Source organism: Muribaculum intestinale, assembly GCF_002201515.1.
Taxonomy (GTDB): Bacteria; Bacteroidota; Bacteroidia; order Bacteroidales; family Muribaculaceae; genus Muribaculum; species Muribaculum intestinale.
This window is the reverse complement of sequence record NZ_CP021421.1, coordinates 2,538,428-2,551,627: the sequence shown is the minus strand read 5'-3', so window position 1 is coordinate 2,551,627 and position 13,200 is coordinate 2,538,428. Positions and strand designations below refer to the sequence as shown.

The 13,200-nt window shown below is 49.7% G+C and carries 7 protein-coding genes; 1 reads left to right on the top strand and 6 read right to left on the bottom strand.

The features are described from left to right. Positions 1-75 precede the first annotated feature (75 nt). The 6 genes from ADH68_RS10310 to ADH68_RS10285 form a co-directional block, all read right to left on the bottom strand. Positions 76-2,871 carry a M16 family metallopeptidase gene (locus ADH68_RS10310; RefSeq protein WP_394364984.1) on the bottom strand — a complete coding sequence of 932 codons (2,796 nt, stop codon included), beginning with the start codon at positions 2,869-2,871 and terminating at the stop codon, positions 76-78. A 138-nt stretch (positions 2,872-3,009) separates the two neighbouring features. Next, the gene (miaA, locus tag ADH68_RS10305) at positions 3,010-3,936 is read right to left on the bottom strand and encodes a tRNA (adenosine(37)-N6)-dimethylallyltransferase MiaA (RefSeq protein WP_068960882.1); all 927 of its coding nucleotides are present in this window, start codon (positions 3,934-3,936) and stop codon (positions 3,010-3,012) included. Next, positions 3,914-5,236, bottom strand: a complete 1,323-nt coding sequence (locus ADH68_RS10300; protein ID WP_133165735.1) for a hypothetical protein — start codon at positions 5,234-5,236, stop codon at positions 3,914-3,916. The genes miaA and ADH68_RS10300 overlap by 23 nt, the downstream gene beginning before the upstream one ends. Before the next feature lie 149 nt (positions 5,237-5,385). Beyond that, positions 5,386-7,572 carry a S9 family peptidase gene (locus ADH68_RS10295; protein WP_068960884.1) on the bottom strand — a complete coding sequence of 729 codons (2,187 nt, stop codon included), beginning with the start codon at positions 7,570-7,572 and terminating at the stop codon, positions 5,386-5,388. Positions 7,573-7,599: 27 nt separating this feature from the next. Continuing rightward, positions 7,600-8,970 carry a coiled-coil domain-containing protein gene (locus ADH68_RS10290; protein WP_068960885.1) on the bottom strand — a complete coding sequence of 457 codons (1,371 nt, stop codon included), beginning with the start codon at positions 8,968-8,970 and terminating at the stop codon, positions 7,600-7,602. Positions 8,971-8,984: 14 nt separating this feature from the next. Continuing rightward, entirely contained in the window at positions 8,985-11,972 is a 2,988-nt protein-coding gene (locus tag ADH68_RS10285) for a PEP/pyruvate-binding domain-containing protein (RefSeq protein ID WP_068960886.1), read from the bottom strand. A 148-nt stretch (positions 11,973-12,120) separates the two neighbouring features. Between ADH68_RS10285 and dinB the strand changes: the two genes are divergently transcribed. Then, positions 12,121-13,191, top strand: coding sequence for a DNA polymerase IV (gene dinB, locus ADH68_RS10280; protein WP_068960887.1), 1,071 nt, complete (start codon positions 12,121-12,123; stop codon positions 13,189-13,191). Positions 13,192-13,200 lie beyond the last annotated feature (9 nt).

Sequence of the window (13,200 nt, the reverse complement as noted above, 5' to 3'; positions counted from 1 at the left end):
ACCATAAAAAACAGTGTCCGATGCACTTACGCACACCGGACACCACACATGGCATAAAACCACATTAACTCATTTTTACTTACCGTCCTCGGGTTCCATCAGAAACACCCGGTAATTATTCTGATCAGACAATGTCTTCATATACCCGGCCACATCAGCGGCTGTAATAGCCTTTATCGTTTCGGCAGCATCAAGGTATGTATCTGCCGGCACAAGCTGGTATCCCAGCATGGCGCCAATAAGCGCATCGTTCTTTTTCAGCGATTCCTCGGCATTCTTAAGCATGAACTCCTTTACCTTGGCCAGTTCTTCAGCCGTGATATTGGCCGGATTGGTCATATCATCAATTTGTGAAGCTATTATCTCAAGCACCCGGTCACGCATCTCCGGTTTCATCGGGAACATTGACTGAAGTGAAGCATTAGGCTCGGTTAAACGCGCCAAATTACCATTGGCCCATATCGAATATACCGCACCCAAATCCTCACGCACGAGTTTTATCAGACGGGCACTCAATATCTGTCCGGCTATGCTTGCCAGTTTCTGCTCCTTTGCTGTAAACGGAACATTGCCTGTAAGCAACACTGCCGCATACGTTGTCGGAGTCTCCATTACCTGTTTCACAATCTCCGTACCGGCTCCTTTGGTCACACCGAGCGCCGGGTCCAAAGCAACCTGTTTCCTTTCAGTAGCCTTTCCGGGAAGTGAGGCTATGTATTGCTCTACAAGAGGCTTCAGCGAATCGACATCAAACGAGCCGACAAAATAGAATGTATACTCACCTGCATTCGAGAGAGCATCCTTCACGATTGCGAGCGAACGGCTGCGGTCTACACCATCTATCACAGCCATGTCTGTCAAATGACGGCGAGGCGAAGCATACAGATGCTCATAGAGCTGCTTAGTGAACTGGTATTTCGGATCGGCCTCCTGATTGTGGAGCATAGAACGCACCATATTCTTACCGGCCTCAAACTCATCGTCCGACAATGTGGCATCGGTAAACAGTGCATAAATCATCTCCATCAGCACCCCGAGATTCTTAGGCACAGCCGAACCGGAAATATCCCGCACGTAGCTGCCGAGCTCAAGTTCGATTGACGCCTGCTTGCCGGCAAGGAATTTTCCGAGACCGGCATTGTCATACGGCCCCATGCCAAGCTGCGAAAGCGTGACATCCATATAGCGCAACTCATTATCGAGACTGTCGGGAAGTGTCGATGTACCTCCCATAGCACGTGCGGCAAATAGAATCTCCCCGGCCTTGAAATCGGTAGCCCTGGCCACGACACGCGCTCCATTAGAAAGAGTCCAGACAGTAGCACCATATACCTTATCGATATCTGTCGAGACAATCTTACCCGGGGCGGGAAGCTGTGCGATAAGAGGCTCGTTGATTACATTATCGACATACCCCTCGATATTCTCGGCATCGACAGCGGCAAGTACCTCGGCAAACTGTTGCTCGGTAGGTACCACCACCCCATCCTTGTCGGGGAACATGGCAAGCAACACCCGATTGTCGGCAGGCATAAGCTGAGATGCCATCATATTGATTGCCTCTACAGGTATCTGGTTAGCAAGCTGCGACATGATTGTGTAAGCATTCTCTATACCCGGGATAGGCTCGCCATCGGTAAAATTGGCCACATAACTGTTGACAAGCGATGTATTGGTCTGAGTCGCGCGGTTTGTATATCGCTTTTCAAGTTGCGATAGAAATTCGCTGCGGGCTCTGTCATATTCCGTGGCGGTAAATCCTGAACGCACGGCACGCAATCCCTCACGATATACTGTTGCAAGAGCCTCGAGAGCTGCAGTGTCCTTAGGGAGCGCCAGTAGATAGAATGCATCCTTGGTCTTGGCCATAAAGAAATCGCCATAAGCCGCCTGGGCCACACTTGCCGGTGACTCGGGCTTGGAGATAAGATCTGAAAGACGAGTATTGAGCATGGCGACAATCATCGACACTGCATAGTCTTCAATCATATAATCCATGGTCTTCTTATTCTCGTCGGGAGTCGCATCATGCTTGAACATCAGTTGCATCACACTATATGGCATCTCCTTGTCCTTTCCGATGGCATATATAGTGCCAGGAGTATCCGACACGGGATAGTATTCTCTTTTTGCAGGATTGACAGGATTGGCAATCGGACTGAAAATCTCTTTTATCTTCGCTTCGATACGATCAGGGTCGATGTCACCTACCACTACTATTCCCTGCAGGTCGGGACGATACCATTTCTCATAATAGTCGCGCAACACCTGATGGGGAAAGTTGTCGACAACCTCCATCGTGCCTATCGGAAGACGATAGGCATACTTGCTGTCGGGATACATGACCGGCAGCAACTGCTCGATTATACGCGACTGTCCCACATTGCTTTGGCGCCATTCCTCGTGAATTACACCGCGTTCCTTGTCAATCTCCTCCGGGTCAAGCAGCAGGTCGTCGGCCCAGTCATGGAGGATAAGCAGGCAGGAATCCTGCACACCTTCGCGCGCCACAGGCACGTTGCACATATTGTATACTGTCTTGTCAACCGACGTGTAGGCATTCAGATTCTGTCCGAATTTCACCCCGACGCTTTCAAGCCAGCTTACAAGCTCATTGCCGGGAAAATTCTTAGTTCCGTTAAAGCACATGTGCTCAAGGAAGTGGGCCAGTCCACGCTGTGAGTCCTCCTCCTGAATAGAACCTACCTTCTGGGCTATGTAAAAATCAGCCTGCCCTTTGGGATATTCATTATGCCGGATATAATATGTAAGGCCGTTGTCAAGATGACCTATACGCACGGCGCTGTCGACAGGAATCGGAGGCAACTGCGGCATCTGGCCATACATATCAAATGAAAACAGGGCTCCCATCGCAGAAGCGAACAAGAGCAATGGCTTAAAATACTTCTTCATTACGTATAAATGTGTGGAATTATATGTATATATGATTAATCTGATGCTTTATTATCAGCAAAGTTACTGTTTTTGTCGCAAAAACCGGCTAATACGTCATAAAAATGACTTTACAGCTTCCAAAAATTCATTGTCCTCCATGTCATATGGAAGCCAATGTATATTAGTTCCTCTTGCCGTCATTCCACGAAACCAGGTCATCTGGCGTTTGGCAAACTGATGGATAGCCGTCTCAAGCCCGCACACCATCTCATCATAACCAATCTGCCCTGTAACATATAGAGTAAGAAACTTATATTCCAACCCATAATAAATAAGATTCTCAGGGTCTATGCCTTCAATATCGATAAGACGGCGCACCTCCTCGACCATACCTGATTCAAGCCTGGCAACCAGACGCTCCGATATGCGCCGACGTCTGTCATCGCGCGGTATGTCGACACCTATCACCACAGCATTCTCTATCGGGTGAGGACGTGTCAGTTCAGCCTGCTCAGGATGTTCGGCATAATAAGTCTGAATCTCTATCGCACGTATAGCTCGTTTGGCAGTATCCACATCCGTCACATTGTGGAGCTCCTTCATTCCGCTCAATATTCCGGTCAGTTCTTCAAGAGTCTTTCCTTCGAGCGACTGACGCAATGCCGGATTCTCCGGAACTTCCGGAAGCGAAATGCCTTTCAGCACAGTCTCGACATACAAGCCGGTGCCTCCACACAATATAGGCAACCGTCCGCGCGAGCATATGTCGGCATATACCTTGCCGAAGTCGCGCACGTATTCATACAGATTATACCTATATCCTGCCGGACATATATCAATCATATGATATGGCACCTCGCCATACTCTTCCAAGTCTTTGCCGGTGCCCAGATCCATGCCGCGATACAACTGCCGCGAATCAGCGCTGATAATCTCACCGCCAAATTCACGGGCAAGCGCCACCGCACGGCGCGTCTTTCCCGAAGCCGTAGGCCCGGTCACTACAAGCAAATTGCAATCAGTCGGATATACCACGGACATATCGGCGCCAGAAACGTTTGAAATAGAAGAATGGACGGTCCTCGTTGTCCTTGGCCACAAACAACCACTGCGGATCATTGTAGTCGACAATCAGACTGGCTATATCATGCAGACGGAAAGATGGCTTGTAATGCTTTATGTCATACAGACGCCGGCCACTGATATCGTAAGTCTTGAAAGCCATGATTACAGTATACAGACGCTCTATCTCACTGATAAGCATCGGCGACACCTCGCGGTTCTCCACCATACGCAACAGTTCGCTTTGCGTAAACCACTCACCTTCAAGACCGCTGCCATGCAATTCCGATGCCGAGTCAAGCACACATATATAGTGGAATATATTGCAGTCGATATGAAAATTGGAGTTCTCGTAAAGGAAACGCAGATTAGGACGGAAAGCATTACCCACAATACCGCTGAAAGTATTTATGGCATCATACTCGCTGACACGCTCTCTATATAGGATATAACTCTGTGCCGGAGTGTCGGCCTTGGTCTCCAGATCGTCAGTTCCTCCAATATGCAGGAACATATTGTCGCCACACAAAATGATATATCTTATCAGAGTCGATGATACATGGTCATTGGCTTCTCCGGCAATATTCTTACGGTAAAACGCATCAATCGACACATAACGGATACCGAGATTCACCAGCGACAACACATACAAAATCACAGGAATCCATATATAAAAGAATATATCGGCCGAATTGTAGTTGACATTGGAGTAACGCCAGAAATAATATGCCCAGGCATAGACTGAGATAATAAGCGAGGCAAGCATAAGCATGCGCAACTGGAAACGCCCCTCGCGGGAAAATATCTTACCCAGGAATCCACGCTCATTCGACCGGCCAAAATGCGCATGACACTCAAAGCACACCGACAGTGAATTATTGCGGAAATATGCCACTGTACTAACAATAAAAGTGACAGGAGCTATTATCAGCACAGTGATATACGGTATATTAATATTTACAACCCCCGATTCAAGCAGAGCGTGGTCGACAAAATGCAGGCAATAGAAATTTATCGCCACCATCATCACAGCAGTTATAAACAATATACGGATTACAACATACGGTATGAGCCCACAAGAAGAGCAACTTCCATCCTTTATGACCCGTAGACGGCCCATAAGCAGAAACTGGAAACCGAGCACCACAGCCGGTAACCAAAGTTTGGAAATAAACAGAGCACAAAACAATGTAGCTGCAAGCGCACCCACCGACAAGGCCCAGTTGAGCCAAAGGCCGTGGATAGCGTATGAGTTTGCACGGTATCGTCTTTGTTCCATTGCGTAATTGATAATAATTGCTATTTGCCTGTTATGCGACAGGCTATATAATCAGAAGCTGATAAGATGTCTTTTTTATTCTAAAATACAAAAACTTAGGATTATACACTCAGTGTGAATTCCACTACTGAGGAATCCAAGCGGATTTCTTAACGCATCGAACGGTTAAAATGTTGAAGCATCTTCAGATATACTATCGACCTCGAGCCACATCCATATATAGAATGGTTCATATTGGGGAACAACAGCATATCACATGTGCTCCCTTGGGACTCCAGCACCGATACATACTGCATGGTATTCATCAAATGCACATTGTCATCGGCAGTGCCATGCATTATCAACAAGTCACAGTCAAGCGCGGAGGTGCGGTTGATTGGCGCACCAAAATCATACCCTTCGGAATTTTCCGCAGGAGTGAGCATATAACGTTCGGTATATATAGTATCGTAGTAGCGCCATGAAGTCACAGGAGCCACAGCTACTGCCGCACGATAAGGAGCACCCTTTTCCGAAGCAGCCATAAGCGCCTCATATCCGCCATAACTCCAGCCGAAAATACCGATACGGTCACTGTCGACAAAAGGAAGTGATGCAGCATAACGTGCTGCATTGATTTGGTCGATTGTCTCGTACTGGCCGAGACGGCGGTATACTGTATGCTTGAAAGCCGCACCACGTCCGCCGGTACCACGGCCGTCTACACATATTATCACATAGCCCTGAGTAGTAAAGAAATAATCCCAGTCCATACGCCAGCGGTCAAGTACCTCCTGCGAGCCCGGTCCGCTATATTGATACATTACCACCGGATAACGACGCGAAGCATCAAAATCGGCAGGACGAAGGATATAGCCGTTAAGCGTATAACCGTCGGAATTCATTGTAAAGAATTCCTTACGCGGCAGGCGAGGATAACGGGCCATATACTCCTTATTGTCGACAAGCGTACGCACACTCTTGCCGTTTGAAGGTGTTACAAGCGAATATACCGGAGCTGCAGTGACATTGCTGTAACTGAGCACACATAAATCCATAGCCGGAGTAAACACCGCTGCCGATGATCCGTTCTCCGGAGAGATGTGGGTTACACGCCCTTTGGCATCGATCCGGCTTACAACTCGGCTTAGAGGCGACGTCGAAGCCGCCTGATAATAATGGGTGCCGCTCTTGGAATCATAGCCATAGTAGGCAGTGACATCGTAGTCGCCCGACGTAATCTGGCGCTGCAGAGCTCCGGCATATGAATAAAGATAAAGATGATTGAATCCTGAGCGTTCCGACATTACAACAAAACCCTCCGGCAGCAGCTTCATCCCTTCGTAAGCCATAGGGTCAATCCATCCGGTACGTGACTCATCGACATATACCGACTTGGATACCGTCGACTTCGGATTTACGGAATATATCTCCATACGGTTCTGGGCGCGATTGAGGGTCGTGACCATCAGACGGTTGGATGACGGCGCATACTCTATACGAGGTATATACTCGATACGTGAGTCCGAAAAAGAGATTGTCTTGGTCTTGCGAAGATCAACATCATAGCTGTGGAGCGACACTGTAGCATTTTTCTCTCCGGCAACGGGATATTTGTAAGAGTAGTTCCCCGGATAAAGGGCATAGGTGTCATCGGGATTGCAGGTGCCTTGATACAGCGGGAAAGAATAAAGAGGCACAGCCGACTCGTCATATTTCAGATAACAGAGTGTGGTATTATCGGGCGCCCAGGCCATAGAGCATGTGGTGTCGAACTCTTCCTCGTAACTCCAGTCAGGCACACCGTTTATCACACTGTTTTTAGCGCCATCGGAAGTTACTGCTACTTCGGTAAGATAGTCGAGTTTGGATATGTATATATTCCCATCGGCAGCAAAGGCTATCATGCGTCCGTCGGGCGACCACTGCGGAGCGCGCTGGCGGGGATGCTTTGTCGACAGCGGGCTCAATACATTGTGTCGCACCTCGTATATGTAATATTCAGCTGTAAACGAACGACGGTATACCGGCTCCTTTTCCGCATAAACGAGCACATAACTCTCGTCAGGGCTGAATGTATATCCGGCAATCTGCTGAATCTGGTTGTCACGTGTGTTTTTTACGTCAATCACTGTAGCAATCTCCTTGCCTGTACGAATATCATACCGCACAAGCCTCTTTCCACCATCGGCGAGCGCCGTATAAGTCTTTCCGTCGATACCGAAAGCCATAGCCTGCGGAGCATCTGGAGTATTTTGTGGATATACATACGGAGCTATGTCGGAGCTTTTTACCGAAGCAGCGTATATGGATGGCACACAAAGTATGGCCGCTGATAATATAATTCTGGATATCATAGGGGGTGTTATTTTCATTAAAGTTTTTTAGAAAAGCAGCATTTGGGCATCATTTTCTGGAGGCTGGGGCTTACGAGGCGGCTCCTGGTAGCCGAATGCCGGGTCAGATAACGGAGCCACCTTGACCGACGTTCCTGCCGGAGGTGTGGCCACAAGCCATTCTGTAGAGTCCATCGACTCATCTATTGCTGATATGCGGGGCATAGTCTTCTTGGGACGTCCACGCCGTTTTTTCGGTGCCTGTTCCTCCGGCTGTGATACCACGTCAGCCGCCGGTATTTTTTCGGGAGACTCATCATCGTGGTGCTCGACAGCAGGCATACCGAAGCAAAAAATATCGGAAGATACCGTCTTTTCTTCGGTGTCCGTGGCGGAAGTTTCTTTCAATGCCTTTTCAGCCTCATCAAGACGTGCCTGAAGATTGCGGGCTTTTGACTCCGCATCTACAAGGCGTTGCTCAGAGGCCTTCATCGTTGCCTCGGCTTCAGCAAGACGCCTCTTCAACAATAGGATATCGCTCTCGGAAGCGGATTCTTTTATGACAGCCGCTCCTGCCTCTTCCCTGGCGTCATCAAGCTGGGTTGTAAGTTCTTTCACCCTGGCACGCAAGGACTCAATCTCACGACGCGACGCCGCCTCTGAAGTCTCACGCATCGCGCTGGCTGCATTCATGGCTGTAATCTGCTTGTTGGCATCAGCCAGACGTGTGCGCAACTCATCGAGCTCCTGCACATCTGATTGCTGCACCTGCTGTACTTTCAGCTTGTTCATGAGGCTCTTCACCTCAAAGTCATATTGCTCTTTTTCGGCCATGGCTGCCGCCAGCTGCCTCTCGAGGTCGCGTATGCGTTCATTGAACGTGCGCTTCTGCCGGTCGGCACTCGCACGCATTGCCTTCAGGTCGTTGGTCGTCTTTCCACTGTCCTTTACCTGCACACGTAGCGAGTCAATCTCTTCGGTCATGCGCCGATGCTCATTGTCTCGTTCCCTGCACGCCTCATTGCGTGCAGAGTCCTTTATCCGGAGTATGTAGTCGCGGAATGAAGCGTCCACACAATTATAGAGATAACGCCGCTGAGCATCCATGTCCAGACACTTTCTTATGAAGTCGGGCTGAGCCTCATTGAATACCTCAAGCAGCGAATCAAATATATTCAGGGGAAATGATTCCGGCTCATTGGCGCAGACGCCCGACGATTCCGGATTATCCGCACATGAATCCCCCTCCTTTTGTGTGCCGTCATCTGCTGACGTAACGGTATCCGATGTCGAATCATCCGGTTCTGCAGCCTGACGTGAGGATTGTATAGGGAGCGCCGACGGACAATCGGCCAGATCGTCAATATCATCGTCGTGCGAACGGAAACCTAAAGCGCGCCAAAAAGAATTCATTGCCATTGCATCGTGTCTTGTTAGTTGGTCATGTCATTCTGTATGCCGGCATCGGGGCGGACCACCACCCCTTGACCCTTGCGACCGTTTATACCGATTGCAAGAGGAGTGTCAAAGCGTACAATGCGCACAAACCGGCTGTCATACTCCGCAGGCAGAGAGTCGAGATAGTCCACATCGTAGAATCCGTCGTTGCTCGACGGATTGATAGTGAAATAGCCTACTCCGAACGAGGTGAGATTCTGGAAGAAATGTGTGCCCTGACTCGGTTCGATACGGTAGTTGGACAGCGACGATTCGACAATAAGTCTGGCCGAGGAGATGTGGGGCCATTTGACCGGAATACCCAGAGCCGTATCGCTTGAGCCCCACCTACCGGGACCTATGAGCACGTAGCCTTCGTTACGCTCTGTAAAGTTACGATTTATTTTTTCAATTTCCCGTGCTATTAGTGAATTATTTGCCGAATTAAAGCCCTGTGGCTTCACATAGACTATGGCGCTGACATTCTCGATTGTGCCATGTCCCAAAGCGGCGTTGCTGCGAAGAAGAAGAGAACTGTCCGGAAGCCCAAGTATGCTTTCGTCGACTATCTCCTTGCGCTCTACAATCGGACGTATCTGGAGCCAGTAAAGCATACCCTTCGAAGTATCGTTCACATCGATTACCCCGGCAAATTCAATCTCCACAGGACGTCCCATCTCTTCCGAGCCTTTCGACAGCATGAAGTCGGTCAGCACCGCAAGTGGATACACTCTGTGCTGCAACACATTGGCAAATGTGACTACTCGGCGTCCATCACCCTCGTCACAGTCGCGTATCACCTGGTCATACGGGTCATATGTAGATACCATATACCGTAGCGCTCCCGATTTCGCAACATCCTGTATACGCAGACGCGCTATATTGAAACCGTCGTCGACCTTAAAGTCGGATATCATCTGCTCGCGCATGTCGAGAGCATAGAAACGCGTCTGGGTATCACGCAGAGCCAGCGACAGCTCTGAGGTCTGAAGGACCTTGTCGGGATGACGCGGAGAGAAACGCAGACTTAATCCACCGTCCACTATATATTTTCCAAGGCCGACGGCAGTCTCGACCACACCGTCCTCAGGCACTTCGTCGTTAATGGGATAGTAATTCAGCGAACGACCCACTCCGGAGAATGACGGGAAATAATAATCCCCCACACTGCGGCCTACCACCTCCTGGATTATGACAGCCATTTTCTCCTGGTCGATGACATTCTGGGTTGCAGCCATATATGCCTTTGAGTCGGCATAAAACACCGAGGCATACACACCCTTGATAGCATCGGAAAGCATAGCAAGCATCTCGTAGCGATCCGACACATGGGGTATCATATAGGTCGAATATATCCCGGCAAAAGGCTGATAATGACTATCTTCGAGCAGCGACGACGAGCGTATCGCCAACGGCTTGTCGACCACCTCAAACAAGGCGAAGAAATCCTCGATAAGGCGCTCGGGAAGACGTCCGCTCAGAAACGCTTTCAGTATCTCCTCGTCAGGTCGGTCGGAAAGAGCTATCGGATACAGATTGTTGCTCTCCATAAACTCGTCGAAGATATCGGTGCATATTACCACAGTGCGCGGAATCGTGAGCGTTACGCCTTCGAAGTTGTCACACACCGGATTTTTCTTGATAATCGAGTCGATGAAAGCCAGACCGCGGCCCTTGCCGCCAAGCGACCCCTGCCCTATGCGGGCGAAATTGGAATAATGGTCAAACCGGTCCTTTCGGAATATAGCCACCACGCCGCGGTTCTTCATCTTACGGTATTTCACTATCAAATCGAAAAACAGCTGACGCACGGCCGGGGCTTCCTCTATGCTCTTGAAGCGGTGACCCTTGATTACCTCGGCGATAGGAAACAGGGCTCTCGAATAGAGCCAGCGCGATATATCGTTGTAGCTCGCATGATAGAAGAGCGACTTGGCCGGGATGTCGAATATATGATGCTGCAGATCCTTTAGGTCGTGGATACGGAGTATCTCTTCGCCTGTCTCCGGATCACGGATTATGAAGTCGCCGAATCCGAAGTCGCGCATTATGGCGCTACCAAGGTCGACCGGAAATTTCTTTGAGTTCTTGTCGATAAACTGACAGCCAAACTCTTTGACACGCTTGCGATTGTCTTCCTCGCTCGATTCGATGATAATAGGCAGATAAGGATCACGTCCGCGCAGATAGGCGGCCAGCTTCAGACCGGCGTGGCTGTCTTTCTCTCCTCCCATCCTGAACGACACATCGCTGATTACACCAAGCATATGCTTTCCGTAGCGCTCATACAGCTCTACAGCCTCCTCATAATCGCGGGCGAGCATCACCTTAGGGCGACCGCGCATGCGCAGCATCTGCTCATGCTCGTTGAGAGCCTCGGTCGAAAATATCAGCGACTGCTTAAGCAGGAACTTGTACAGTGTGGGTAGTACCGACGAATAAAACCTTACGGAGTCCTCTACCAGAAGTATCATCTGAACACCGACCTCGTTTATATCGTTGTCGGCATTCATCTTGTCCTCAAGCAGCTTGATTATAGCCAGAAGCAAATCCACATTTCCGAGCCATGAGAACACATAGTCGACACCGGCAAAATCTTCGTTTGACAAGCGACGCGACACCTCCTTGCTGAATGGCGTCAGCACAACTATGGGAATGTCGGGATTTATCGCTTTCAGATTCTTGGCACCTTCGAATGTCTCGCTCAGGTCAATGCCCGGCATCATTATTATAAGGTCGAAATTTTTTGTAGCGAGCAGCTCCTCGGCCTCGCAAGGGCGCGACACACGCGTGACTCGCGGAGGGGAACTCAGGTTGAGGGCCACATACTCAAAGTAGAGCTGCTCCTCGACTCGCCCGTCCTCCTCCATCATAAAAGCGTCGTAAGGCGACGCCACAAGCAGCACGTTGAAAATACGGCGCTGCATAAGATTCTGAAATGCTGTATCTTTCAGATATAGCTGGCTAAGACTTTCCTCGTTCATGTTCCGGTAAGAGATTATGCTCCACAAAGATAATAAAAAAGATAATATATCGACGACAGTCACACGATGTCGCAAAGTATTTAACGGGTGTTATATAACACACTACCCTATACAATGTCGATAAAAATTATATAATTTTGCATCTGAAATGGGCCAGAGGAAAATAATACATGTTGATATGGATGCTTTTTACGCATCGGTCGAGCAGCGCGACAACCCCGTGCTCCGCGGGCGCCCGGTGGTGGTTGGGCATGACGGACCGCGCGGAGTAGTGGCAACAGCAAGCTATGAGGCAAGGCCCTACGGCATACATTCGGCCATGGCGGTAGCCACAGCCAAAAGACGGTGTGCGAGCCTGATTGTGGTAGAGCCCCGGTTTGAGGCATACAAGGCTGTGTCAGAATCAATCAGAAACATATTCCTCGACTATACTCCAATAATCGAGCCTCTTTCACTCGACGAGGCATTCCTTGACGTGAGCCATCACCCTTCGGCCACAATAGTGGCCCGCGAGATAAAACGCCGCATAGCCGAGGTCACCGGACTGACAGCATCGGCAGGAGTATCGGTCAACAAAATGCTGGCAAAAATCGCATCGGACTACCGCAAGCCCGACGGTCTGACCGTCATTACTCCGTCGGATATAGATAATTTTGTGGCAGCATTGCCCGTCGAGAAATTCTTCGGCATTGGAGAGGTAACGGCCGGACGGATGCACCGTATCGGGATATTCACCGGAGCCGATCTGCGCAGCTACAGCGAGGCGCAACTCGTGAGCCATTTCGGAAAAGCAGGACGCGACTATTATCTATATGCGCGCGGTATTGACAACCGTCCTGTTGTGACAGAGCGTACACGCAAATCGGTAGGAGCTGAGACTACATTCATCGAAGATACTGACAACCGCCGCATACTGGCCATGGAACTCAACGGAGTGAGGCGCGACGTAATGCGTCGTATGGAACGCTCGCAATTCCGTGGGCGCACGGTGGTGTTAAAGCTGAAATATGACGACTTCCGTCAGATAACACGCTCGCGCACCCTGCCACATCCGGTTGAGGATGATGACAGGCTGCGCGAGATTTCTGAGTCGCTGCTTGCAGAGACCGATTTCGATGGCCACAAAGTGCGCCTGATTGGTCTTACCGTGGCCAATCCTCAGGTCAAAAACCATGGAGACGGGCCGGTGCAGCTGGAATTTGATTTCGGAGAATACTGATTGTCGCCT

Coding starts and splice junctions, on each gene's coding strand:
- miaA (WP_068960882.1), bottom strand. CDS start 3,936: ATGTCCGTGGTATATCCGACTGATTGCAATTTGCTTGTAGTGACCGGG.
- ADH68_RS10300 (WP_133165735.1), bottom strand. CDS start 5,236: ATGGAACAAAGACGATACCGTGCAAACTCATACGCTATCCACGGCCTT.
- ADH68_RS10290 (WP_068960885.1), bottom strand. CDS start 8,970: ATGGCAATGAATTCTTTTTGGCGCGCTTTAGGTTTCCGTTCGCACGAC.
- dinB (WP_068960887.1), top strand. CDS start 12,121: ATGGGCCAGAGGAAAATAATACATGTTGATATGGATGCTTTTTACGCA.
- ADH68_RS10285 (WP_068960886.1), bottom strand. CDS start 11,972: ATGAACGAGGAAAGTCTTAGCCAGCTATATCTGAAAGATACAGCATTT.
- ADH68_RS10310 (WP_394364984.1), bottom strand. CDS start 2,871: ATGGGAGCCCTGTTTTCATTTGATATGTATGGCCAGATGCCGCAGTTG.
- ADH68_RS10295 (WP_068960884.1), bottom strand. CDS start 7,572: ATGATATCCAGAATTATATTATCAGCGGCCATACTTTGTGTGCCATCC.